The organism is Corynebacterium pseudopelargi, from assembly GCF_003814005.1.
Lineage (GTDB): Bacteria > Actinomycetota > Actinomycetes > Mycobacteriales > Mycobacteriaceae > Corynebacterium > Corynebacterium pseudopelargi.
On the sequence record NZ_CP033898.1, the window covers coordinates 448,424 to 473,251 of the forward strand.

Genomic DNA, 24,828 nt, shown 5'->3' on the forward strand with positions numbered 1-24,828 from the left:
CTGTTTTGTTCATTTTTTGTGGAGAGTTTGATCCTGGCTCAGGACGAACGCTGGCGGCGTGCTTAACACATGCAAGTCGAACGGAAAGGCCCTGCTTGCAGGGTACTCGAGTGGCGAACGGGTGAGTAACACGTGGGTGACCTGCCCTGCACTTTGGGATAAGCCTGGGAAACTGGGTCTAATACCAGATAGGACCACATGGTAGTTCGTGTGGTGGAAAGTTTTTTCGGTGTGGGATGGGCCCGCGGCCTATCAGCTTGTTGGTGGGGTAATGGCCTACCAAGGCGGCGACGGGTAGCCGGCCTGAGAGGGTGGACGGCCACATTGGGACTGAGATACGGCCCAGACTCCTACGGGAGGCAGCAGTGGGGAATATTGCACAATGGGCGCAAGCCTGATGCAGCGACGCCGCGTGGGGGATGACGGCCTTCGGGTTGTAAACCTCTTTCGCAAGGGACGAAGCTTTTTGTGACGGTACCTTGAGAAGAAGCACCGGCTAACTACGTGCCAGCAGCCGCGGTAATACGTAGGGTGCGAGCGTTGTCCGGAATTACTGGGCGTAAAGAGCTCGTAGGTGGTTTGTCGCGTCGTCTGTGAAATTCCGGGGCTTAACTCCGGGCGTGCAGGCGATACGGGCATAACTTGAGTGCTGTAGGGGAGACTGGAATTCCTGGTGTAGCGGTGGAATGCGCAGATATCAGGAGGAACACCGATGGCGAAGGCAGGTCTCTGGGCAGTAACTGACGCTGAGGAGCGAAAGCATGGGGAGCGAACAGGATTAGATACCCTGGTAGTCCATGCCGTAAACGGTGGGCGCTAGGTGTAGGGATCTTCCACGATTTCTGTGCCGTAGCTAACGCATTAAGCGCCCCGCCTGGGGAGTACGGCCGCAAGGCTAAAACTCAAAGGAATTGACGGGGGCCCGCACAAGCGGCGGAGCATGTGGATTAATTCGATGCAACGCGAAGAACCTTACCTGGGCTTGACATACACCAGATCGGGCTAGAGATAGTCTTTCCCTTGTGGTTGGTGTACAGGTGGTGCATGGTTGTCGTCAGCTCGTGTCGTGAGATGTTGGGTTAAGTCCCGCAACGAGCGCAACCCTTGTCTTATGTTGCCAGCACGTAATGGTGGGGACTCATGAGAGACTGCCGGGGTGAACTCGGAGGAAGGTGGGGATGACGTCAAATCATCATGCCCCTTATGTCCAGGGCTTCACACATGCTACAATGGTCGGTACAACGCGCAGCGAGCCTGTGAGGGTAAGCGAATCGCTGAAAGCCGGCCTCAGTTCGGATTGGGGTCTGCAACTCGACCCCATGAAGTCGGAGTCGCTAGTAATCGCAGATCAGCAACGCTGCGGTGAATACGTTCCCGGGCCTTGTACACACCGCCCGTCACGTCATGAAAGTTGGTAACACCCGAAGCCCATGGCCCAACCACTGTGTGTGGAGGGAGTGGTCGAAGGTGGGATCGGCGATTGGGACGAAGTCGTAACAAGGTAGCCGTACCGGAAGGTGCGGCTGGATCACCTCCTTTCTAAGGAGCAATATTTTTTCTTTTCTTTTCTTTGAACAACACTGCATCGTCGTTGATGAGGTTGCACACTCTCGCCAGTTTGGTGGTGGTGTGTGATGGGTGTGGTGTGACCGGGTGGAGATCACCAATGGGTGTGGGTAGGTGTTGCAAGCAGATCTTGTGACACGCCCGCATCGTGATCGTCATTGTTGTAACAAGCACAAACGATATGTTGTTTTCAAAGTGTTGGCATGCTGTTGGGTGTCTGGGACATGCACGTGTCCTTGTGATTGTTGTGTGCGCTACTGGCTGCTGTTGGTGGTTGGTGGGGTGCATGGTGGTGTTGTGTGAGAACTGTATAGTGGACGCGAGTCATCTTTATTTCTTTGTTGCTGAAATATCAGTGATGAATGTTTGTAAGAGTTTTGTAATACACCAGTTTGTTTGTGTGTGTTTGTGTGGCGCATCATTGCTGATCACCTTGTTGGTGGTTGGTGGTGGTGGTCGTATTACTTGTGTTTTCTGTCATGCACAGCTGCCAATGGTTGTTGGTGGTTGGTGTGTGTTGGAAGGGCACACGGTGGATGCCTTGGCATTTCGAGCCGATGAAGGACGTGGAAGGCCGCGATAGGCCTCGGGGAGTTGTCAATCAAGCGTTGATCCGAGGGTGTCCGAATGGGGAAACCTGGCTACTGTGATTGGTAGTGACCGCAGCGTGAATGAAATAGCGTTGTTGGGGGTAGACGTGGGGAAGTGAAACATCTCAGTACCTACAGGAAGAGAAAACAATTGTGATTCTGCTAGTAGTGGCGAACGAACGTGGATGAGGCTAAACCGCATGCGTGTGATACCTGTGCCAGGGTTGCGTGTGTGGTGTTGTGGGGCGTGGTTGTACATGGTGGCATGACATGTGGCATGACTGCAGTTGGTAAGCGGAAGTGGTGTGGAATCGCCTGCCGTAGACGGTGAAAGCCCGGTACGTGAATGCTGATTGTGGTGGTGTTGATCGCGTTGCCCCGAGTAGCAGCGGGCTCGTGGAATCTGCTGTGAATCTGCCGGGACCACCCGGTAAGCCTAAATACTCCGAAATGACCGATAGCGGAATAGTACCGTGAGGGAATGGTGAAAAGTACCCCGGGAGGGGAGTGAAAGAGTACCTGAAACCGTGTGCTTACAAACCGTCAGAGCCACCTTGTGTGTGGTGATGGCGTGCCTTTTGAAGAATGAGCCTGCGAGTCAGCGGCATGTCGCGAGGTTAACCATGAGTGTGGGTAGCCGTAGCGAAAGCGAATCCTAACGAGGGTGTTGTGAGTGGCATGTCCTGGACCCGAAGCGGAGTGATCTACCCATGGCCAGTGTGAAGCAGCTGTAAGAGGTTGTGGAGGCGCGAACCCACTTAGGTTGAAAACTGAGGGGATGAGCTGTGGGTAGGGGTGAAAGGCCAATCAAACTCCGTGATAGCTGGTTCTCCCCGAAATGCATTTAGGTGCAGCGTTGTATGGTGCTTCCTGGAGGTAGAGCGACTGGTTGGTTGAGCGGGACTATCATCTTAGCAATGTCAGCCAAACTCCGAATGCCAGTGAATGCTAGTACGGCAGTGAGACTGCGGGGGATAAGCTCCGTTGGTCGAAAGGGAAACAGCCCAGATCGCCGGTTAAGGCCCCTAAGGGTGTACTAAGTGGAAAAGGATGTGGGATCGCGAAGACAGCCAGGAGGTTGGCTTAGAAGCAGCCATCCTTGAAAGAGTGCGTAATAGCTCACTGGTCGAGTGGTTCTGCGCCGACAATGTAGTGGGGCTCAAGTACACCGCAACACACCACGGTAGGGGAGCGTCGTGTGCGGCGTTGAAGCATCCGAGTGATCGTGGTGTGGAGTGCATACGAGTGAGAATGCAGGCATGAGTAACGAATGAGCAGTGAAAACCTGCTCCGCCGAATGACGAAGGGTTCCTGGGTCAAGCTAATCTTCCCAGGGTGAGTCGGATAAGGCGAGGCCGACAGGCGTAGTCGATGGACAACCAGTTGATATTCTGGTACCTCACAACAGCCGTCCATGATGAATCAGTGGTACTAACCACCCAGCATCCCAATCGTGGTCACCTTGTGTGACCTGGTGTTGGGTTTGTTGCGTGGGACCTTCATTGGTAGTAGTCAAGCGATGGGGTGACACAGGTTGGTAGCCACGCCACGAGGTTGGTTTTCGTGGTGTAAGCGTGCAGCCCGCCTACTAGGCAAATCCGGTAGGCATCATGGGTCAGGCGTGATGCAACCCCACACTGGTGGGGAAGGTGGTGATCCTGGACTGTCGAGAAAAGCCTCTAGCGAGGATGTTGTGAGCCCGTACCCCAAACCGACACAGGTCGTCAAGTAGAGCATACTCAGGCGAACGGGTGAACTGTGGTTAAGGAACTCGGCAAAATGCCCCCGTAACTTCGGGAGAAGGGGGGCCACTGTTGGTGCCACACCTTTTTGCGGTGTTGGTTGCTGATCGTGGTCGCAGAGAATAGAGGGAAGCGACTGTTTATTAAAAACACAGGTCCGTGCGAAAACGTGGAAGTTGATGTATACGGACTGACGCCTGCCCGGTGCTGGAAGGTTAAGAGGACCTGTTAGAACCCTTGTGGTTCGAAGCGGAGAATTTAAGCCCCAGTAAACGGCGGTGGTAACTATAACCATCCTAAGGTAGCGAAATTCCTTGTCGGGTAAGTTCCGACCTGCACGAATGGCGTAACGACTTCCCTGCTGTCTCAACCACAGGCCCGGTGAAATTGCAGTACGAGTAAAGATGCTCGTTACGCGCGGCAGGACGAAAAGACCCCGGGACCTTCACTATAGCTTGGTATTGATATTCGGTTCGGTTTGTGTAGCATAGGTGGGAGACATTAACAGCACGCCACGCCAGTGGTGGTGTCAGTCACAGGTGAAATACCACTCTGATCGAATTGGATATCTTGTAACCTCGGCCCATGATCTGGGTCAGGGACAGTGCCTGGTGGGTAGTTTAACTGGGGCGGTTGCCTCCTAAAATGTAACGGAGGCGCCCAAAGGTTCCCTCAGCCTGGTTGGCAATCAGGTGGTGAGTGTAAGTGCACAAGGGAGCTTGACTGTGAGAGTGACAACTCAAGCAGGGACGAAAGTCGGGACTAGTGATCCGGCACCTACGAGTGGAAGTGGTGTCGCTCAACGGATAAAAGGTACCCCGGGGATAACAGGCTGATCTTCCCCAAGAGTCCATATCGACGGGATGGTTTGGCACCTCGATGTCGGCTCGTCGCATCCTGGGGCTGGAGTAGGTCCCAAGGGTTGGGCTGTTCGCCCATTAAAGCGGCACGCGAGCTGGGTTTAGAACGTCGTGAGACAGTTCGGTCTCTATCCGCCGCGCGCGTAGAAACTTGCAGAAGGCTGTCCCTAGTACGAGAGGACCGGGACGGACGTACCTCTAGTGCGCCAGTTGTCACGCCAGTGGCACGGCTGGTTGGCTACGTACGGAAGGGATAACCGCTGAAAGCATCTAAGCGGGAAGCCTGTTTTAAGATGAGGTTTCATTACTAGGTGCCCGGTAGACCACCGGGTTGATAGGCCAGAACTGGACATACCGCAAGGTCATGCAGGTGACTGGTACTAATCCACCGAACAACACACCAAAAAACACACCACCTGACACACACATATGAAGGTGTGTTACAACTCGCGTCCACTATGCAGTCCTGACACAACACCCCCCAAACAACACCAAACAATAATTAATCGTGTCGGTGGTTATAGCATCGGGGCCACGCCCGGACCCATTCCGAACCCGGAAGCTAAGCCCGATAGCGCTGATGGTACTGCACCCGGGAGGGTGTGGGAGAGTAAGACACCGCCGACCAACAACTTCACAACACAAAAACGCACCCTACACCAGGGTGCGTTTTTGCTATATCTGGGGTACTTTTCCAGCCTTTGCCCCCAAGCCGGAAAGCTGCTGGCGTGTAGGGAATAATGGCAGGCATGAACCACAACGTACCCGCCGCCCGCGCAGAAGGGCTCTACAAAATCTATGGCTACGGAGACACCGCCGTGGCAGCCCTCAACGGCATTGACGTAACGTTCAACCAAGGCGAATTTACCGCCATCATGGGCCCATCCGGCTCCGGTAAATCTACGCTGATGCACTGCATGGCCGGCCTCGATGCCGCGACCGGCGGCAAGGTGTATCTCGGCAATACGGAGCTTTCCTCGCTCAAAGACCGCGACATGACCAATCTGCGTCGCGATCGCCTAGGGTTCATCTTCCAATCCTTTAACCTTGTTCCCACCTTAAACGCCGCAGAAAACATCACCCTGCCGCTTGATATCGCAGGCAAGAAAGTAGATAAGCAGTGGTTTGAGCAGATCACTCAGCGCCTCGGTTTAGCCTCGCGCCTCAAGCACAACCCCTCGGAGCTATCCGGTGGCCAGCAACAACGTGTGGCCTGCGCCAGGGCTTTGGTGGCTCGCCCCGAGATCATCTTCGGTGATGAGCCCACGGGTAATCTCGACTCGAACTCTTCTAATCAGGTGCTTTCAATCCTGCGCACGGCGGTTGATGAATATGAGCAGACCGTGGTGATCGTGACCCATGATCCCAAGGCTGCCTCCTTTGCCGATCGCGTGATCTTCCTTGCCGATGGCAAGATCGTGCACGAATTGCGCTCCCCTTCAACAGAGCAGGTCTATAGCACCATGGCTCGCCTCGAGGAGCTGATCTAAGTGTCATCCCAATCAGCCATGTGGCGCGTGGGATGGCGCTCGGTGATGGCCCACAAGGTGCGCTTCGGGCTCACTGTCATCGCGGTGGTGCTCGGCACCGCCTTCGTGGCCGGATCCCTGATGTTTACCAGCGCGCTGAGTGCCACTTTTGATCAGGCTTTAAACAAGGCGTTTTATAACATCGACGCCGTGGTCAAGGGCAACCAACAGCCCATTTCCAGAGAAGATCTGGACCGAACAAGGGCGCTGCCTGAAGTATCCACCGTCTTTGTTCACGACACCACCTCGGTGGTGATTGCCAAAGCTGGGGAAGATAGCCCGCTGCCAACCGGCGGCATGCAAACCTCGGTGGGGGTGTGGTACGAAGCCGCCCCCAATAGCGATGAGGCAGTGGTAGATACCGTCACGCTTCAAAGTGGTGCAGCCCCTGAAGGCGAAAACCAGGTGGCGATCCCTGCATCCCAACAGGCCATGCTTGGCCTCGATGTGGGCGATGAGCTCATTGCCGTCAGTGCCAACGGGCAATTCACCTACACCATTAGCGGCACCTATAGCGATGAAGGCGTAGGCGAACCCGGCATTAAGTTGCTCATGGCAGAACCGGCTTATCTAGACCGTTATGATGCCGGCGGAATCTCTACGCTGCTGGTTCGAAGCGATGCGCTTTCAGATGTCGCTACCGTGGATTTGCTCAAGCAGAATTTCCCTGGGCTTGATGTGCGCACCGGCACGCAGTTTGCAGATGACGTGACCGGCAGCTTCAAAGAATCCATGGCCTTCGTTACCTACTTTCTGGTCGCCTTCGGGTTGATTGCACTGGTTGTAGGCACCTTTATCATCGCCAATACCTTCTCCATGCTCGTAGCCCAGCGCACCAAGGAATTTGCGCTCCTGCGCGCTTTAGGCATTTCACGCGGGCAACTGCGCCGCTCGGTCACCTTCGAGGCAATCATCGTTGGCATCAGCGGCTCGATCCTCGGTGTACTCGGCGGCATTGGATTAGTGGCGGGAATCCGCGCGTTAATGAGCGCTTTTGGCGTGGAACTTTCCGGGATGGGCTTTGGCGTGACCCCTCGTTCGGTGATCGTGCCCCTGGTGCTCGGTGTGCTCGTCACGGTGATTTCTGCCTGGGCTCCGGCTAGGAGAGCCTCCGCGGTACATCCAGTTGAGGCCATGCGCCAAGGCAGTGGCGCCAATGAGCGCCTGCATAAGCGCACCATCGGCGGTGCAGTGCTGCTAGTTGTGGGCATTGCCTTTGCCCTCGCCGGTGTTGTGTTGGATCAAGAGCCCACCAAAACCAGGGCCATCCTGGTGGGCATTGGTGCTTTTGCTTTGATCGTTGGTGTGTTCTTTGCTTCGGCTGCGGCATCCATCCCCTTGGTTGGTGGCATTGGCAAAGTGGTCGGTGCTCCCTTCGGTTCGGTGGGGCGTTTGGCGCAAACCAATGCGCGTAGGACTCCCAAGCGCACCGCCACCACCGCCTTTGCGCTTACCTTGGGCGTGGCGTTGGTAACGCTGATTTCAATGTTTTCTGCCACCTTGGATAACAGCATCCGGGATCTTTCAGAAAACGAGATCAAGGTCGATTACATTCTGATGGGCCCAGGTACTGGCGAATTGCCGCTGCCGGAGGATGCCATCGAGAAGGTCAAGGAGGTCCCCGGTGTAGCGGACGTCAGCGAGCTGTCCTATGCATTGGCCACCCTGGAAGAGCCACCGGCGCAGCCGATGATGCAAGGGCCCACTGGCTTCCTATCCACCATGGATGGCAATCCGGCTGAGGTGTATGTGATGGACGGCATCGAGGGCGATACGGACTTAAGCCAGCCAAACCGAATGGTGGCAAGCGAGGAAGTGGCTAAGCAGCGCAATTGGCAGATCGGCCAGCGTGTGCCGCTCTTTAATGGCAATGGTGTGCCCATTGGCGATGTGGAGCTGAGTGGCACGTTTGCCACCTCGAAGGTGGCAAGCCCGATTACTGTTTCGCAGTCCACGTTTAACGACAAATTTGCCACCACAGCGGTGGTAGCCATGTTTGTCAATGGTGATGGAAGCCTGAGTAAGGAAGAGCTGCGCCAGCGGCTCGAAGAAGCTGTTGCCGGATCGCTGTATGTGCGGGTGCAAACCCCTGAAGAGTTTGCTGATCAGCAAGCGGGGATGGTGAAAAACATCATGAACATCCTCTATGGTCTGCTTGGTCTTGCGGTGATCATCGCCGTGATCGGCATTATTAATACCTTGGCGCTCAACGTGATTGAGCGTCGCCAAGAAATCGGCATGCTGCGCGCGGTGGGTATGCATAAGCGCCAGCTCAGGGGCATGATTACGCTCGAATCGGTCCAAATCGCCCTCTATGGTGCCCTTCTTGGTGTAGGCCTTGGTGTTGGCATCGGTGCAGCCTTTTTAAAGGTGCTGGCAAGCCAAGGCCTTGATGCGCTGACTATCCCAGTCACCCAGATTCTTTGGGTGCTCTTCGGTGCGGCAATCGTCGGAGTGATCGCTGCGCTTTGGCCGGCGCAGCGCGCAGCCAGCACACCGCCCTTAGAGGCGATGGTGGATTAAAGCACCCACGCCCCAATCGCGCCGCCTGCCCACAACGCCAAGGCTCCTGCTAGGAGGTTGAGCACCAGGGTCAAGGCGGCGCTGGCGTGTTTGGCTGCTTGGATCAAGCCTCCCAGCTCTTTGGCCAAGGTAGACCAGGTGGAAAAGGCGCCGGCAACGCCAGTGGCTAAAAATAAGCCCCAGAAACCATCGATGCCAATAGCCAGGCACGCCCCGAGTAGCGCACAGGCCAAGGTATTGGCGGCCAAGGTGCCGCGAACAGGACCAAGCAGGCTCAATGCCCAGCGCAACAACCCGCCGAGGGCTCCGCCAAGGGCGATGGCCAAAACACTCAGCGCGCTCATGTTCTTTGCCTCAATGCGGATCCCATAAGCCATGCGCACACGCACCCCGCGGTGGTGCCTGCAAGATAGAAACCGGCAACAAAAGGTGAGTCGGTGCTGGTGAGTAGCGCGGTGAACGTCGAAAAGCTAGTAAAGCCACCAAGGAATCCGGTGCCAAGCCATGCTGGTGGGGCGAGTCTGCCCATGAGGAAGCTGCCAAGGACGTTAATAAAGGCCAAGGTCCACAGGCCGGGCAGCACAAAGAGCAATTCTGCGCGCAAAACCGATCCGCATGCCGCGCCAAGGGCAATGCCCAGTGCCGGCGAGTTAAGAATGCGCATGCTTAATCATTCTAGAGCCGATGTGGCCAAACTTATGGTTGGGTTGGGTGCTCAAAGCCATGCAAGAAAAGCCAAAAGCGGGAAAGATGGGGAAGTGATCGCAGACGTTGGTGCGTCCGGTTGCTCATCTTCAATACGACCAACCGGTGCCACACATAAGGAGCAGACATGGCACATCCCCGCGCAGGTCAAGTGGCCCAGCCCGAAGATTTGATTGACATTGCCGAGCTGGTAACCGCCTACTACACCCGTATTCCCGATCCAGAAAACCCTGATCAGCAGGTAGCTTTCGGCACATCCGGGCACCGAGGTTCCTCTTTGGATACTGCTTTTAATGAGCAGCACATCCTGGCCACCACCCAGGCCATCGTGGATTATCGCCTCAAGCACAACATTGGCGGCCCGATCTTTATTGGCCGCGACCCGCACGCCTTGAGCGAGCCTGCGATGATCTCGGCCCTTGAGGTGCTGCTGGCTAATGATCTTGAAGTGCTTGTCGATGACCGCGGTCGCTATACCCCAACCCCTGCGGTATCCCACGCCATTTTGCAGCACAATGCCGCGCTTTCTGGGGGTGTGACGGGCAGTGATCCCAAGCGCGCCGATGGCATCGTGATTACCCCTTCGCACAACCCGCCGCGCGATGGTGGCTTCAAATACAACCCGCCCAATGGTGGGCCGGCAGATACCGACGCCACCGATTGGATTGCACAGCGTGCCAATGAGCTGCTGCGTGGCGGGCTCAATGGGGTCAAGCGCAGCAGTGTCAGTGGTGTGCTCGATCCGCGCACCCGCAAGTACAACTACCTGGATAGCTATATTGCGGATCTGCCCAATGTGGTTGATATCGAGGCCATTAAGCAGGCCGGGCTTTCTATTGGTGCCGATCCTATGGGTGGTGCATCGGTGGATTATTGGGGTGCTATCGGAGAGAAATTTGGCCTCGACCTGGCGGTGGTGAATCCGCTGGTTGATGCCACTTGGCGTTTTATGACGTTGGATACCGACGGAAAGATCCGCATGGATTGCTCCTCGGCGCATTCCATGGCCTCGCTGGTGCATAATCGCGATCGCTACGACATCGCCACCGGCAATGATGCCGACGCTGATCGCCACGGCATTGTTACTCCCGATGCTGGGCTGATGAATCCCAATCACTATCTTGCTGTGGCCATCGAGTACCTGTTTGCCCACCGTCCGGGCTGGGGTGAGCACACGGCAGTGGGCAAGACCTTGGTGTCTTCTTCCATGATTGATCGCGTGGTGGACAATCTTGGGCGAAAGCTGGTCGAGGTTCCCGTGGGATTTAAGTGGTTTGTTCCTGGGCTTATCGACGGTTCCATTGGCTTCGGTGGCGAAGAATCCGCCGGCGCCTCCTTCCTTCGCCACAATGGCCAGGTGTGGTCCACTGATAAAGACGGCATCATCTTGGATCTGCTTGCCTCGGAAATTACCGCCGTGACCGGCAAGACGCCTTCGCAGCGCTATGCGGAATTGGCCGAAGAATATGGAGCACCCGCCTATGCGCGCACCGATGCAGAGGCCAACCGTGAGCAAAAGGCAATCTTGAAGGCGCTCTCGCCGGATCAGGTCAGTGCTACGGAATTGGCTGGTGAGAAGATCACCGCGAAGCTGACTAAGGCGCCGGGTAATGGTGCTCCCATTGGTGGTTTGAAGGTCACCACCGAAAACGCCTGGTTTGCTGCTCGCCCCTCGGGCACTGAGGATAAGTACAAGATTTATGCCGAATCCTTCCGTGGCGAGGAGCACCTCAAGCAGGTGCAAGAAGCAGCACAGAACCTTGTATCTGAGGTGCTTGGCCAAAGCTAGCTGGAAATTTTGGCTCGTCTGCCCGCTTGAGCCGCACGGTATCGTTGCGGTTTGAAGCGGGCAGAGTTTTGGCGCCAGCAGCTATTGTGGTTAGATCAACAAATTGAGGAAAGGAGGATCGAGTGGCAGCAACATCAAGCCACGCCGATAACAAAGGGCGTGCGCCTGCTGCTCAGTGGATCCTTGAGGCACTGAGCTTTATCTCGCGTTTTGGCCTGGCCTTTATCTGGCTCTTTGCGGGCTTTGAAAAAGCCACCGACCCGGTTGGCACGCAGCAATCCATCGAAGGCTACGACATTTTCAGCCCCACCTGGGCTCAATGGATTGCCCAAGTAATTGGCCCGCTTGAAATTGCCGGTGGCGTGTTGCTGCTGCTTGGTATCTTCCTTAGGCAAGCAGGCAAGCTTTCTGCCGTGGTGCTGGTGCTCTTTATTGTGGGCATCTCCCAGGCTTGGGCCAGGGGCTTGAGCATTGATTGCGGCTGCTTCGGCGCTTCGGCCACCGGGCACATGGATTATTTTTGGACGATCCTGCGCGACCTCCTCTTTATTGCTATGTCGATGATCTGCGTGCTTCGGCCTTATCGACGTTTCGCGCTGTACACATAAGCTGCCTTTCACCCCGTTTGCGCACGGGTTAAAATGGGCGGGACATTCCGAGGAAAGAAGAGCACTTACCTGTGAGTAATAAGAACAAGATTCAGAATCCGAACGAAAAGTCCAAGAGCTTCCTTTGGGCGCTCGTGGCACTGATCGTTGTGGTGGTGGCCGTGGTTGGCTACATCGTGATGCAAGGCCGCGCCAATAGCAAGAATGAATTTGCTGATCACCCGGTCCAGGACGTGGCATTCAACGTGGCAGTGGATAACAACGCCATCACCTTGAAGTCTGATAAGGCAGGCAAGGACGCCAAGGTAGTCGATATCTACGAGGACTACTCCTGCCCCCACTGCGGTGATCTCGCCATCGAAACTGACGAGGAAACCCGCAAGCTTCTCGACGAAGGCAAGGTCATCTTGAACATCCGCGACCTGAACTTCCTCGATGATAAAAACGGTGCCGATGGTGAGCCCGCCACCGACGGCAACTCCACCCTCGCTGGCGCTTCCGCACTTGCCATCGCCCAAGACGGCGACGCCAAGACCTACTGGGCATACCGCGACCTGCTGTACAAGGAGCAGGGCAGCATCTACAACAAGTGGAACGCTGATGACTTTGCCGATGCCGCCGCTCAAATCGGTGCCTCCGAAGACGCAGTAGCAAAGATCCGCGACTACGCCCTGCGCGAAGAACTCGTTGAGCACGCAGCCGCTAACGCCAAGGAGCTCGAGAGCAAGCTGGACAAGGTTTCCTCCCCGCAGGTGTTTGTTGATGGCAAGCACATCGAGGGCAACCCTGCAGAATGGGTCAATAACGTTTAAGCAATTTCCATGCCCTCACCAGTGGTTTTGTACATTGGTGGGGGCATGCGTATGATGTTGCAAGTGCACAAGCACGGGGCTATGGCGCAGCTGGTAGCGCACCACACTGGCAGTGTGGGGGTCACGGGTTCGAATCCCGTTAGCTCCACAGAATAAAACCCCTGTTCCTTAGAAAGGAGCAGGGGTTTTCTTTGTTTTCACCTTTAGCCAGCGTGCGTGGCTTGTAGGCGAGAGCAGGGGAGAGGGCGGGGGAAGGTAGGGGTTGCGGCTCGGGCGGGGAGTCTTAGGGGGCTAGACGGTTGAAGGTGTGTGCGGGCTTTGCTGCTGGCTTGCGTGGGTAGCGGCGTGTGGCCAAGCGCCTTCTTCAGGTGATGCCGTGGTCTGCTCTTTATGGCCACGTTGGGGGGGGACGGATAACAATTAATAGCCTTAAGAGTTAGGCAGGGCTAAGCTAATAATGAACGCCATTCAGTTTAAGGGAAGGCGATACCCCTTCGCTATGGCGCACCGGAATGGCAGGCTTCGGATGAGAGTGAAGGCGCATGAGCAGCGACACCATACAAAGCACCACAAGTACCGGCAGCATGAGCCCCGACACAACCTATGACGAGCGCGACGTGATCAGTAGCCGGGAAAAAGATAAGGCGGGAAGAAAAGCCTTCCAAAGACTCATACGTCCAATCTCCTTAGCGCTGACCATCGCAAGGATCCTGGCCTTCATCTCCGCTGTGCTCAGCGTCGGACCCTATATCGCCCTGGTGTGGTTGGCTGAGGCCTTGCTCGGCCAAGGAGGAGCTCAGGGCAGTAATGAAGGCGAAGTGAAATCGGCGCTCACGCTGCTGATCGGGCTGTTCCTTGCCCGGCTGGTGGTGTATCTGGTGGCCTTAACGGTTTCGCATTTTGCAGACGTGAAATTGCGGCACCTGTTGCAACGCCAGATCGCCCAGCGCCTCTCACAAGCCCCGCTCTCGTGGTTTTCGCGCACCAATTCCGGTCAGGTGCGAAAGGCAGTCCAAGACGACACCGCAGAAATTCACGCGGTGGTTGCACACGCTCCGGTCGATAGCACCGTGGCCATCGTGAGTCCTTTGGCGCTGTTGGCCTATGTGTTTTATCTCAACTTGATGCTGGGGATACTCGCCATCATCACGCTTCCGGTGTACCTCGGCCTCATGGCCTTCACTATGAGGGGCATGGGCGAGAAAACCGCGGAGATGGATACCCGTCTCGGCCACGTTTCGGCCACCATGGTGGAGTTTGTCACGGGCATTTCGGTGGTCAAAGCCTTTGGCCAAACCGGTCAGGCACACGCCAGGTACGATCGCGCCACCAAAGACTTTCACAAGTTTTATCTTGCTTGGTGTGGCCCGATGCTGCGGATCTCTGCGATGTCGTATGTCGCCATTTCCACCTCGGTGCTCGTGTTGGTCAATCTCGGACTAGGCTCACTGCTGATTCGCAGCGGCCATGCCCAAGCCACAGACCTCATCCCCACCACCATCGTCGCCTTAGCCATCCCGCAGGCTTTCGAAACCTTGGCCAACATGGCGTGGTCGCTGCAAATTGCTGGCAGCGCGGCACTTCGTGTTCAAAACATTTTGAATATCCCCCAAATCTCTCAGGACGCAGCCAGTGCTGATGCCCTCCCCGAAGGCATCAAGGGACAATCCGTGGACTTTGAGGATGTGAGTTATAGCTACGGCGCCCATAAGGCCATCGATCACGTCTCGTTGCACCTAGAAGCCGGTACCACCACAGCCCTGATCGGGCCTTCCGGTTCAGGCAAGACAACACTGGCAACGCTATTAGCCCGGTTTAGCGACCCGGATGAAGGATGCATCCGCATCGGGGGAGTGGACTTGCGTCATTGGCCGGCAGAAAAGCTGTATCGGCACGTGGGTTTCGTGCTGCAAGATCCACAGATCCTGAGTCTTTCTATCCGCGACAATGTTGCGCTTGGCAAAGAGGACGCCAGCGATGAAGAAATTTGGCAGGCACTCGAAAGCGCCCAGGTAGCCGAAGAGATTCGGGCATTGGAGCACGGACTCGACACGATCTATGGCGTCGACACGCACCTATCGGGTGGCCAATGTCAACGACTCGCCATCGCCAGGGCGCTGCTGTTGAACACCCCGGTGCTGATCTTGGATGAGGCAACTGCCTTTGCCGATCCCGAATCCGAAGCACAGATTCAGCAGGCCTTAAGCGCCCTAGTCCATAACCCCCAGCACCCCAAGACAGTGCTGGTGATTGCGCACCGTCCGGCCTCAGTTCGGCACGTCGATCAAGTGGTGATCATGGAAAACGGCAAGATCAGCGCCCAGGGCACACCACAAGAAGTCAGTGAACAACCGCTCTACATGGCTCTTTGGGAAGGAAGCGCACGATGATAACTACCCAACATTTTTCGCCCAGTTTTCTCCGCCGCGTTGCCCAATTGCTTTCCGTCGAGGGTGAACAGCACCTGCGTCGAATGCTCGTGCTATCGCTGATCTGCGGTGTCATTCGCGGCCTCGCCCTTGTGGCCTTTTTGCCGGGAGCTGCAAGCTTGGTCAGCGGGGATCCAGTATGGGAACTTCGTTTTAGCCAGTGGCTGCTCGTATTGGCGCTCTTGGCCTGCACCTCGGCGGTATTGGAATACTTCCTGGCAATTGCTAACTACAGCGTCGCCATTGACGTGGTGGCAAGCATTCACTTGAAAATCGGCCAGCGCGTCTCCCGCCTGCCGTTGGGCTATTTCAAGCCGCAGAGCGCAGGTGAATTCTCCCGCTTGGTTTCGCGTCAGATGCTCAACTTGGGCGAGTCTTTTGCCCACATGTATTCCCCGATGATCATGCACGCTTGCACCATGTTGGTGCTGCTCATAGGCACCTGGGTGTGGGCGCCAACGATGGGCTTGATTCTCAGCGCAACGGTGCCGCTGGTGGTGCTCGCGGCGTATCTGGCAAATCGTTGCGAACGTCGTTCTTCTGCACTGACCGATCCGCCAAATAGGCAAGTGGCCAGCCGGTTGGTTGAGTTTGCCCAAAATCAAGCGATATTAAGAGCCTGCGGTAAGGCCCAGGCTTTCCAGCCCCTTGAGCGTGCGATCAACACCAGCGAACAGCGAAGCTCGAAGGCGCTGTGGTGGGGGCTACTGGGTCAATTGATTCATGGCACCGCCGCCCAGAACGTCGCTGTGCTCGCCATGGTGCTTGCCGTAGGCGTTGGCACGGGGCTTCAAGATGCTGTGGCCACCATCGTGTTCATCGGCATCATGTTGCGTTTTACCACCATCTTGAATGAGATCGGCCAGTTGGGCATGGGCGTGCAGGGTTCGCAACCGCTGCTTGAGCAGGTATTTGAGCTTCTCGACGAGCCAATCATCGAAGATCCCGTACGCACCCGAGGGATCAACCAGCCTGGTGCCATCGCGTTGCGCGATGTGAGCTTTTCCTACACCAAGGACTGCCCCGTGCTTCGGGATGTCTCCTTTGCGTTCCCTCCCCATTCCTTCAACGCCATCGTCGGTCCCTCCGGCAGCGGAAAAACAACGATCGCCCGGCTGATCGCGCGCTTTTATCCCGTTGATCACGGCGAGGTGCTCGTGGGTGGGGTGCGTGTAGAAGAACAGGCACTGGCCCAGCTTATGAGCCAATTGGCGTGGGTATTCCAAGATGTGTATCTCTACGATGACACCCTTCGGGCCAATATTTTGGTGGGCAACCCCCATGCCAGTGAAGAGCAGTTGCAGCACGCGGCCCGTCTTGCAGGCGTGGACGAGATCATCCAGCGATTGCCCCAGGGCTGGGATACCCCGGTAGGCGAGGGTGGCCGCGCGCTTTCCGGTGGGGAACGCCAGCGCGTTTCTATTGCCAGGGCAATTCTCAAAGACGCCCCCATCGTCTTGTTCGACGAAGCCACCAGCGCCCTCGACCCGGCCAATGAGCGGCGAGTGGTCCAGGCTCTTGAGTACCTTCGTCAACGCTCTACACTGGTGGTGATTGCCCACAAGCTCTCCACGATTGAATCCGCTGACAATATTGTGGTGCTTAATGATCAAGGCCGCATCAGTCAGCAGGGAACTCACGAGGAGCTGCTGCATCAAGACGGCACGTATCAACAGTTCTGGCAACGCAGACATGCAGCTCAAGGATGGTCACTGACATGACACCAGCAGGCCCGGGGCGAAAAACCGGGCCTAAGCCCAAATTTTCCACCCACGACGTGGTCGATGCCGCGCTTTCGATCGGCATCGACCGATTCACCATGAACGCCGTGGCGACGCAGGTGGGCGTCGGTGCTCCGAGCCTGTATCGCCTCTTTGCAAGCCGCGACGACCTCGTCGGGGCTTGCCTTCAAGAGATTCTTGCCAGAAACCCCTGGCAGCAAACGGATCTTTCTTGGCCAGACAAGCTCAAGCGTTGGTCACGCTACTGCTGGGATGTGTGCGAGGCGTACCCAGGATTGGCATTGACGCTCTACACCTATCCCTTCCCTCAAGTGCATGGCATGAGGCTGCTGGGGCATGTGCTGGAAGATTTCGAGGATTCCGGACTTGACCGCGATACCGTGCTCTATGCCCTGGATTTCATCGGCGATACCGCCATCACCCTCAGCCTTGGATTGCAAAGCTACAGAATCGAGCCACGCAATGAGCAGCGCAACAAGCTGCTTGCCAAAAACCGTGAGCTGCTAGAGCAAAACCTGCCCCAAGAGATCACTAAGATCGAGCAATCCCAAGACCTGTATCAGCACACGGTCGCGCCCAAAACCGAATTCATCATTGCTGCTCTTCAAGCAGGTATCCGCCCTGATATTCCAAAGCCTTGAGTCGCTCGCTGGGGTGGGGATTAGGCTAGGAGCTACATCATCGATGTGGTTGAACGAAGGAGAATGACGGTGAAAAGAACAGTAGGTTTAAGCGCACTCGTGGCTGCCCTGGCACTGGTTGGATGTGGGGGAGAGCAAGAGGCTGAGTCGCCTTCAAGCACAGCGGTGTTGAAATCTGCAGAAAGCACAGCAGCTTCCGAGGCTTCATCTGAGCCTTCTTCCGAAGCGCCTGCCGAGGAGCCTCAAAGTGAAGAGCCTCAAGAGGCTGCCGAGGAGCCTGCGCCTAGCGGTGAGATTATTGATGTAGACCCAGAGGGCTATGTGCAAGGCCAGTCGCACATGTTCCGCTATACCGTCGGCGGCGAAAGCGGCGAGTGCTACATCAGCGATAAGGGTGTGGCTTGCACCGGCCAAGCCCCTGAGGATGCCCCAGAGGTAGAAATGGCGCCGCTTCCTCGTCAGAAACCAGGAGCTATCGCAGCCGGTGAAAATGGCCTCTACTACACCATTTTTGAAGGGGTGCCGCCTGCACAAAAGGATCTAGAGCCAGGCCAGCGCATCGCTGCTGGTGCCGGTGTGTGCACCGCGGAGAATGCTGATCTGTTGCGTTGTGAATCCAATGGCAAGAGCTTTTCTATCCAGGCACCGGGTAAGAAGATTGTGCCTGAAAGCGAACTTGCTCCTGTGTTTGACGCCCAATAAGGGCTTCACAGGAGCAAGGGGGCCTGGGCAGTAATTAAGACTGTCCGGGCTCTTTGTATTCTTCGGCGTCGAGCTCGAGGTTGGGGCGTTCCTCTTCTGCCACGGTGGCCAGCAACTTATCGTTGTCGGCTTCGGAGCCCTCAAGCTCGTGGTTGAGTTCGAGGGAGTTATCCACGTAGATCTCGGGGTGGATATGCACGCGGGTGAGCTGGCGGATGCGGTTACGGCGAGCTTTTTCGCCAGCAATCAGCTTGGACCATCGGATGCGCCAGGCCACGAAGACGACGCCGATGACCATGCCGATGTAGCCCAGGATGGGGAAGATGATTTGGATCAGTGATCCGAAGCCCACCAGGCTGATCAGCCAGCTAATAAAGAGGATGATAAAGAGGTTGATCTTGGGGTGGCGGGGTGCAAGGACGTTGACGCGCCTGGAGAATGCGTAGACATCGCCAAGCGCGGTGTTAAAGATCATGACCAAGATCAGTGCAGAGATCGACACACCGACGATGGGGTGGATATCGCTGCCGATGGCGGCCATGGGGATGTCCTTGCCTGCTGCTGCATCCACGTTGAGGAAGAGCACCAAGGTTTCAAAGGTGAGCATCACGGTCAAGATGATGCCGCCGAGCATGCCGCCGATCGCGACGTCGCGAAGCTTGGTATAAGAACCACCGATCACCAGTGACATACCAACGGCGCAGATCAGGCTCATGCCGGAGTAGTTCACGGCAGACCACCACCAGGGCTGCACGGGGGAGGGCTCTTGCTGTGCCACGGCGTTGGCGGCGGAAAGCGAGAAATCTTCTGGGATGTGCAGCAGTGAGTAGATGAAGATCGCGATGATGGCGACGATCATCAGCGGTGTGACTGCGCCGATGACCTTTGCCACCTTATCGGGGTTGAGGAAGCAGACGAAGTACACCACCACGGCCATCAGCAGGGAACCGAGCCATGCGGGTACATGGAAGGCCTGTTGGAAGGTGGAGCCTGCGCCGGCGAGCATCATCATGCCCATGGCTGCCATGGTGATGGATACTGCGGCGTCGAGAAGCCAGGAAAGGCGTGGGTGTGCAACGTTTTTGAGCACCGCCCCGTGCTCATCGGCGAGGAAGTAGCTGCCGATTTGTAGGACCACGGCGCCGAAAACGACCATGATCACGCCTGTGACCACGAGCCCCCACATGCCGGTGGAGCCAAAGGAGACAAAGTACTGCATCATTTCCTTGCCGGTGGCAAAGCCTGCGCCGATTAGCAGGCCAACGAATGCCATGGCGATGGACATGCTCTGTTTCATGGGATCCCTTCGATTGTTTGAGCGCTGATTTTATCAGTGGATCGTTATAGAAAGAATTGCGCTGCACATCGTTTGTTTGGGCTAAAGCGTTACAAGGTTTCCGAAAATTAAACATGTTACAGGTGGGGGTGAGATGTTAAAAGCGCCAGCGTGAGACATTAAATTCTCTGCTATGAGAACAATTTCCCCTCACCCCCTAAAGAAGGTAGCAGCAGTGCTATTGGGAATCTCTTTGGCCTGCACCGGCGCCACCGCACCGAGTGCAAACGCCCAAGAACTTGCCCTGCCTGCAACAGGCCAAGCACAGCTCACCCAGCTCACCCAGCTCACCGAGCTGCCCCAGCAGCTCCAGCAGGCGCTGCCAGACAACCTGCCCATCCCCGAAGGACTTGGCAGCGGCGCGCCCGAAGGCTCTGCCGCACCCGAAGGCTCTCCTGCAGCGTCTCAGCAAACCCAAGCCCCAAGCAAAGAGGTGCCCTTCCACTGGGGCGTGGCCACCGCGGGTTTCCAGATTGAAGGCTCGAACCGCGATTCCAACTGGAGCCGCTACGCCTCGGAGGACCGCCAAGACGGCGACAAGCACATCGATGGTGTGCGCAACGCTGTGGATTTCCGCCACCGCTACGCAGAAGACATTGCCAACGCCGCGTCCCTTGGCGTAAACACCTTCCGCTTGAGCATCGAATGGTCGCGCATCGAACCTGAACCAGGCCACTTCGACATGGAAGAAGTTGCCTACTACGACGATGTGCTGCGGCTGATCCGCGAACACGGCATGACCCCGATGATCACCATGATCCACTACGTCTACCCCGGTTGGATTGTGGATCAAGGCGGCATTTTAAGCCAGCAGGCAGAAGACGCTTTTGCCCGCTACGCAGCGTTTATTACTGACCGCTGGGGTGGCGATGGCACCATGTGGGTCACGCTCAATGAGCCCTTCGTGTGGTTTGGCCACGACGTAGAAATTCACCTTGCCCAGCGCACCCAACTGCCCGAATACCTGGACATGATCGTGAACTTCAACCGCATCGGCTACGAGGCTGCCCATGCAAAAGACCCGAACACGCTCTCAGGCACCAACTTCGCCTTCCTGCCCACCATCGCCCCCGTGCAACGCGCCCTGCTGTTCGAGCGCCTCAACCCTCACATGGATTACGCGGGTATTGACTACTACTACTCGGTTTCGGCCACCAACCTCTCTGCCATCCACGCGGCTTTCGCCGATTTTGCCGCAGTGACCCCGGAGCCCGAGGGCATCTACTACGCCACCCGCCAATACGCGGAGATCTTCCCCGGCAAGCCGATCTACATCGTAGAAAACGGCCAGCCCACCGATAATGCGCAGCCGCGCGCCGATGGTTATCCGCGCGAGGAGTTCTTGCACGACACGATCTATTGGATTCAGAGGGCCATCGCCGATGGCGTACCGATTATTGGCTACAACCACTGGTCGCTGGTGGATAACTACGAGTGGGGCGATTACAGCGCACGCTTTGGGCTGTGGACTGTGGACGTGAAAAATGACCCCACCCTCACCCGCCACGCCACCCCAGCGGTAGAGGAATACCGTCGCATCATTGCCGATGGTGGCGCCCAAGGCCCGCTGTATCGCCAGCCCGCGCTCTGCAGTTTCGCTGCCCTGCCGCAAAGCTGCGTGCAACCTGCCGAAGTTGATGGGCCAAGGGTGTTGTTGCGCTAGATCCCTGTGGCTTTCTCGCACGTTGTAGCTTTTCGACGAAACCCCCACGCAGCCCCGCGGTGACGTGGGGGATTTCGCTGCTGGCTTGAAATACTTCTCTGGTGTCATGGTGCCTATTGTGATGCCTAAGATGCAGCAAAAAGGCAGCACCACCTTTTGGTGATGCTGCCTTTGCTAATGAAATCTAGCGCGTGGCGTTGGCTTCTTCGCGCTGGTTGTGCTCATCGGGCTCGGGAAGGAAGCGTGCTAGCACCTTGCCTGTGGGGCCGCGCTTGAAGTCGTCTACGTAGACCACGTCGCGAGGAACGTGGGCATCGGAGAGGTGCGAACGCACGTGCTCGCGGATCGTATCCGGTGCGATCTCGTCCTTGGTAATGACGTAGGCGCGCAGTGCCTGGCCGGTGTGGGCATCGGGTACGCCGTGCACGAAGCAATCGCGTACCTGGTCTAGGCGCATGACTTCGTCCATGATCTCGACGGGGTAGATCTTTTCTGCGTACTGGGTGATCACCAGATCGTCGTCGCGGCCGAGGATATACAGGCGGTTGCCCTTCTTGTAGCCACGATCGCCCATGTAGTACATGCCGTCGATCATGCGTGGCTCCACAGCCGGGTCGGTGTAGCCAGCAAAGAGGTCGTAGCTGGAGATAGCTACTACGCCTTCTTCGCCGTCGGGAAGCTCATTGCCGTTATCGTCGAAGATCTTGACAATGCAGCCGGGGTAGATGAAGCCCGAGAGGTGCGGATCGCGGATGAGGTCGTGAGGACCTGCGGTAGAGATCGCGGTGGTTTCGGAGGAACCGTACATGGAGCACAGCACGGGGCCGAACTTCTCGTAGGTCTTTTGAATTTCCACCGGCAGCAGCAGCGAGCCGGAGTTGGTGATGGCCTTGAGGCCTTCGTAGTGGTCGATGTTGTTATCGTCCATGTAGGCCACCACGCCACGGATGCGGGTTGCTGCGGCCACCCACAAGGTGATGTCGTGCTCCTTGAAGTCATCCAACACCTTCGTTGCGTCGAAGTGGCGGTGGGTGACGATGGTGGACTGGGTAATTAAGGCCATGCCCAGGTATGCCCAGCCATAGGCGTGGAAGAGCACGGCGGAAAGCAGCACTCGCATGTTGCGCTCGAAGGGCACCACGGCTGCGATATTGGCGGAAGACTGCGGCGACTTCAGGTGACGGCGAATCACGGCCTTGGGCATGCCGGTGGTGCCGGACGTCATCAGCACATGGTGGCTACGGGCAGGCTTCGCGGGAAGATCAACGCTCATGTCCGCGGTGTCCATGGCGTGCTGCATGGTCTCATAGGGGCGGCCATCAACATCGCCCGTTTCTACCGGCTCATCTTCTAAGTGCGCCAGGAGCACGGTGCGATTGCGGGCAGATTCCGTCATGCGTTCGAGGAATTCTTCATCCACGATCATGGCCTTAATGTCGTGGAAGTCGAGGTACTCCTCGATCTGAACGGCAGAGGAGTTGCCGTTGATCAAGAAGATATTAAAGCCTGCCATTTGGCGGGCGATGAGCGGCAAGATCACGCCACGGCCGTTTAGTGCCATCACTGCGACATTGGCACCGGAGTGGCAGCCGCGCTGATGCAGGGCGCGGGCGAGCTTCTCCGCCTCTTCGATGAGCTCCTTGTAGGTGAGCTGGCCGTCGTCGTCGATAAGCGCTACGCGGTCAGGAACCTGGCGTGCGGCGCGGCTGACGATGGTGGCTTCCAGCCCGCCCCACCGGCGGATGTTTTGGACATCGGCGAGGATTTCCTTGGGGCCGCCAAAGGAGATGATTTTGCGTTGGCGCATCCTTTGCAAAAAGTGCAAGAACTGATGAGCCACGTGGCGGCGTGCGATATTCGTTTTCACACGTGCGCTCAGTGTGTACCTGGACATTGATTCTCCTTTGTGATCTTCCTTGTGGCGCCGGGTTGCCCCGGCATCCCGAGCGATCCTGCGCGGGAGTGCAGCGTCTTCCTTGCTGTGGTGGCGCTTGGCCTTTCGTGCCGCGCCATTTGCCTGGGTATAACCCCGGCAGCCCCTAGATAGTTTAGCGTAGAAAACTAAAACCGAAAGGGGCTAGCCTAAGTGTTTGCCTGAACATCCTATCGTGCGCCAAATGTCAAGGGTTACTTGGCGGTTGTTATCTATACGTAATCAACCTAGGAAAAAACGTTTTCACTTCCGTATCAATTAACACACGCAGCACATTCATTCACTCAAGCAACACTTTTCCTCCGCTTTTACCATCCCCTTACTTGGGGGTGAAAATGAAAAAGCTGCCACCCGAATGCAAAGCATCAGGTGGCAGCTCGGAGCTGCAGATTAGTGAGGTAGCATGCCCAAAAGCTGGGCCCACTGCTCTGGCAGGCCAGCGGAGAGCTGATCAATACGGCCCATCAACTCGAAGGTCACGGCATTCCACTGCTCAGCGAAAGCAGCGATGGGGGCGGGGATGTGGTCGAAAAACAGCATGGAGTTCCTTATATTCAGTGGGGCTTGGGGGATTAGCGGATCTTATTGGCCACGTCGGAGCCAATCGCATCGACGCCTTCATCGGTTAAGTGCAACGCAAGATTGTGCTCACCGGTGGTGGTGTCGATCAAAATGCCTGCCACCCAGCGATCAGCGGGAGCTGCACACTCACCGTGGCCGGCAGAAAACGCGCGCTCATCAGCGAACTGCACACCGTGGCGCTGAGCGGCCTCGGCCAGCCACTTCTGCACATTCATCTCACCTTGAGTATCAAAGAAGATCGGCACTGCGTAGCTTGCGCCCCACACATTGTCGCGGCCGTAGCCCTCACCAATGTGGTACAGGCACTGCCAGCCGGCAGGAGTGTTCTCGGTGATCTCGTGGTAGCCCACCAATGCGATCTTGGCGTTCGGGGCAGCCTGCTTGATCTTGGAGATCGCACCGTCGATGGCAGCAGCAAACATATCGCGTTGGGTGGGCTGATTGATCCGAGCTGCGATCTCGGCATCATTTGCGCCCTCACCGGTGAGGGTGAAGTAGTTGTTATAGACGTCGTTGTAGCCGCCCTGGAGGGTGACATAACGGGTCTGGGGGTTCAGCGCACCATCGGCGATAGCGGCATCAACCTGCTCAGGAATGGTCAATGCAGCAGCGCTGGGGGTGTACATGGTGGCGCCGGGGCAGGAGTAATCATTGAGCGGCACGCCCAAATCGGCGGCGATCTTCTTAGGAAGGCTCGGGGTGCCCTGGGCGCAACCGTGAAGGTTGATATTGGGATCCAGGGTAGAAATCGTTGCGGCTGCGTTCGGGTTGGCCTTGCGTGCGCCCTTGGTGGCCATGGAGAAGGCTGCATCACCGGCGGTCATGTTGGCCATGATGGAATCGCCGAAGGTGACCAAGTTGCCAGGTTCTACGGTCTGGGGGACGCTGGGATCTACCCAAGTGGCCTGATCCAGGGCTGCTTCCATATTGATATGGGGCAGTTCGCGGCCCTGGCTGGCAAAGGGGTTATTGGGGCTAATGCCTTGGGCTGCTGCCGGCATAGCCAATGCTGCTGAGCAGGCAACGGCGCACAGGGCGCTGAGATAGCGAAGCTTCATGGGAGTCTCAATTCTGCT

Annotated in this window: 16 protein-coding genes, 1 tRNA gene and 3 rRNA genes; 14 read left to right on the forward strand and 6 right to left on the reverse strand. The window is 56.8% G+C overall.

Features of this window, described 5'->3' with window-relative positions; all coding sequences use genetic code 11:
* The first annotated feature begins 15 nt into the window (after window positions 1-15).
* From CPPEL_RS02155 to CPPEL_RS02175, 5 genes are all read left to right on the forward strand, one after another.
* A 16S ribosomal RNA gene (locus tag CPPEL_RS02155) occupies window positions 16-1,539 on the forward strand.
* A gap of 535 nt (window positions 1,540-2,074) precedes the next feature.
* Window positions 2,075-5,163, forward strand: a 23S ribosomal RNA gene (locus CPPEL_RS02160).
* A gap of 105 nt (window positions 5,164-5,268) precedes the next feature.
* Window positions 5,269-5,385 (forward strand): 5S ribosomal RNA (gene rrf, locus CPPEL_RS02165).
* The 16S, 23S and 5S rRNA genes sit together here, the layout of an rRNA operon.
* Window positions 5,386-5,507: 122 nt before the next feature.
* Complete coding sequence (locus tag CPPEL_RS02170) at window positions 5,508-6,248, forward strand: ABC transporter ATP-binding protein (protein WP_123959602.1); 741 nt, start codon at window positions 5,508-5,510, stop codon at window positions 6,246-6,248.
* Window positions 6,249-8,810, forward strand: coding sequence for an ABC transporter permease (locus tag CPPEL_RS02175; RefSeq protein ID WP_245990479.1), 2,562 nt, complete (start codon window positions 6,249-6,251; stop codon window positions 8,808-8,810). It abuts the gene before it with no gap.
* Here the strand turns inward: CPPEL_RS02175 and CPPEL_RS02180 are convergent.
* Complete coding sequence (locus CPPEL_RS02180) at window positions 8,807-9,187, reverse strand: FluC/FEX family fluoride channel (protein WP_123959603.1); 381 nt, start codon at window positions 9,185-9,187, stop codon at window positions 8,807-8,809. The two genes, CPPEL_RS02175 and CPPEL_RS02180, sit on opposite strands and share 4 nt — an antisense overlap.
* On the reverse strand, window positions 9,151-9,474 hold the full coding sequence (locus CPPEL_RS02185; protein ID WP_123959604.1) for a CrcB family protein: 324 nt from the start codon (window positions 9,472-9,474) through the stop codon (window positions 9,151-9,153). The genes CPPEL_RS02180 and CPPEL_RS02185 overlap by 37 nt, the downstream gene beginning before the upstream one ends.
* 168 nt (window positions 9,475-9,642) lie before the next feature.
* On the opposite strand from CPPEL_RS02185, the gene pgm reads away from it, so the two are divergent.
* From pgm to CPPEL_RS02225, 8 genes are all read left to right on the forward strand, one after another.
* Window positions 9,643-11,304, forward strand: coding sequence for a phosphoglucomutase (alpha-D-glucose-1,6-bisphosphate-dependent) (pgm, locus tag CPPEL_RS02190; RefSeq protein WP_123959605.1), 1,662 nt, complete (start codon window positions 9,643-9,645; stop codon window positions 11,302-11,304).
* A 122-nt stretch (window positions 11,305-11,426) separates the two neighbouring features.
* Window positions 11,427-11,912 (forward strand): DoxX family protein, encoded by a 486-nt coding sequence (locus CPPEL_RS02195; protein ID WP_245990480.1) that lies wholly within the window; start codon window positions 11,427-11,429, stop codon window positions 11,910-11,912.
* 71 nt (window positions 11,913-11,983) lie between these two features.
* Entirely contained in the window at window positions 11,984-12,724 is a 741-nt protein-coding gene (locus CPPEL_RS02200) for a DsbA family protein (RefSeq protein ID WP_123959606.1), read from the forward strand.
* Window positions 12,725-12,799: 75 nt separating this feature from the next.
* Window positions 12,800-12,872 (forward strand) — tRNA-Ala (locus CPPEL_RS02205).
* 436 nt (window positions 12,873-13,308) lie between these two features.
* The gene (locus CPPEL_RS02210) at window positions 13,309-15,114 is read left to right on the forward strand and encodes an ABC transporter ATP-binding protein (RefSeq protein ID WP_123959607.1); all 1,806 of its coding nucleotides are present in this window, start codon (window positions 13,309-13,311) and stop codon (window positions 15,112-15,114) included.
* Complete coding sequence (locus CPPEL_RS02215) at window positions 15,111-16,874, forward strand: ABC transporter ATP-binding protein (protein ID WP_123959608.1); 1,764 nt, start codon at window positions 15,111-15,113, stop codon at window positions 16,872-16,874. Before CPPEL_RS02210 ends, CPPEL_RS02215 begins: the two co-directional genes overlap by 4 nt.
* Complete coding sequence (locus CPPEL_RS02220; RefSeq protein ID WP_164470351.1) at window positions 16,871-17,536, forward strand: TetR/AcrR family transcriptional regulator; 666 nt, start codon at window positions 16,871-16,873, stop codon at window positions 17,534-17,536. The genes CPPEL_RS02215 and CPPEL_RS02220 overlap by 4 nt, the downstream gene beginning before the upstream one ends.
* A 69-nt stretch (window positions 17,537-17,605) precedes the next feature.
* Window positions 17,606-18,238, forward strand: coding sequence for a hypothetical protein (locus tag CPPEL_RS02225; protein WP_123959610.1), 633 nt, complete (start codon window positions 17,606-17,608; stop codon window positions 18,236-18,238).
* 34 nt (window positions 18,239-18,272) lie between these two features.
* Here CPPEL_RS02225 and CPPEL_RS02230 read toward each other — a convergent pair whose 3' ends face one another.
* Window positions 18,273-19,535: a YkvI family membrane protein gene (locus CPPEL_RS02230; RefSeq protein WP_123959611.1), complete on the reverse strand. Its 1,263-nt coding sequence runs from the start codon at window positions 19,533-19,535 to the stop codon at window positions 18,273-18,275.
* 172 nt (window positions 19,536-19,707) lie between these two features.
* On the opposite strand from CPPEL_RS02230, the gene CPPEL_RS02235 reads away from it, so the two are divergent.
* Window positions 19,708-21,237, forward strand: a complete 1,530-nt coding sequence (locus CPPEL_RS02235) for a family 1 glycosylhydrolase (protein ID WP_123959612.1) — start codon at window positions 19,708-19,710, stop codon at window positions 21,235-21,237.
* Window positions 21,238-21,421: 184 nt separating this feature from the next.
* Here the strand turns inward: CPPEL_RS02235 and CPPEL_RS02240 are convergent, their stop codons facing one another.
* The 3 genes from CPPEL_RS02240 to CPPEL_RS02245 form a co-directional block, all read right to left on the reverse strand.
* Window positions 21,422-23,104, reverse strand: a complete 1,683-nt coding sequence (locus CPPEL_RS02240) for an AMP-binding protein (RefSeq protein ID WP_164470352.1) — start codon at window positions 23,102-23,104, stop codon at window positions 21,422-21,424.
* Between the two features lie 456 nt (window positions 23,105-23,560).
* Window positions 23,561-23,710: a hypothetical protein gene (locus CPPEL_RS11085; RefSeq protein ID WP_164470353.1), complete on the reverse strand. Its 150-nt coding sequence runs from the start codon at window positions 23,708-23,710 to the stop codon at window positions 23,561-23,563.
* Between the two features lie 32 nt (window positions 23,711-23,742).
* Window positions 23,743-24,810 (reverse strand): GDSL-type esterase/lipase family protein, encoded by a 1,068-nt coding sequence (locus CPPEL_RS02245; RefSeq protein ID WP_123959614.1) that lies wholly within the window; start codon window positions 24,808-24,810, stop codon window positions 23,743-23,745.
* Window positions 24,811-24,828: the final 18 nt, after the last annotated feature.

Coding starts and splice junctions, on each gene's coding strand:
- CPPEL_RS02170 (WP_123959602.1), top strand. CDS start 5,508: ATGAACCACAACGTACCCGCCGCCCGCGCAGAAGGGCTCTACAAAATC.
- CPPEL_RS02180 (WP_123959603.1), bottom strand. CDS start 9,187: ATGGCTTATGGGATCCGCATTGAGGCAAAGAACATGAGCGCGCTGAGT.
- CPPEL_RS02185 (WP_123959604.1), bottom strand. CDS start 9,474: ATGCGCATTCTTAACTCGCCGGCACTGGGCATTGCCCTTGGCGCGGCA.
- pgm (WP_123959605.1), top strand. CDS start 9,643: ATGGCACATCCCCGCGCAGGTCAAGTGGCCCAGCCCGAAGATTTGATT.
- CPPEL_RS02210 (WP_123959607.1), top strand. CDS start 13,309: ATGAGCCCCGACACAACCTATGACGAGCGCGACGTGATCAGTAGCCGG.
- CPPEL_RS02215 (WP_123959608.1), top strand. CDS start 15,111: ATGATAACTACCCAACATTTTTCGCCCAGTTTTCTCCGCCGCGTTGCC.
- CPPEL_RS02220 (WP_164470351.1), top strand. CDS start 16,871: ATGACACCAGCAGGCCCGGGGCGAAAAACCGGGCCTAAGCCCAAATTT.
- CPPEL_RS02230 (WP_123959611.1), bottom strand. CDS start 19,535: ATGAAACAGAGCATGTCCATCGCCATGGCATTCGTTGGCCTGCTAATC.
- CPPEL_RS02235 (WP_123959612.1), top strand. CDS start 19,708: ATGAGAACAATTTCCCCTCACCCCCTAAAGAAGGTAGCAGCAGTGCTA.
- CPPEL_RS11085 (WP_164470353.1), bottom strand. CDS start 23,710: ATGCTGTTTTTCGACCACATCCCCGCCCCCATCGCTGCTTTCGCTGAG.
- CPPEL_RS02245 (WP_123959614.1), bottom strand. CDS start 24,810: ATGAAGCTTCGCTATCTCAGCGCCCTGTGCGCCGTTGCCTGCTCAGCA.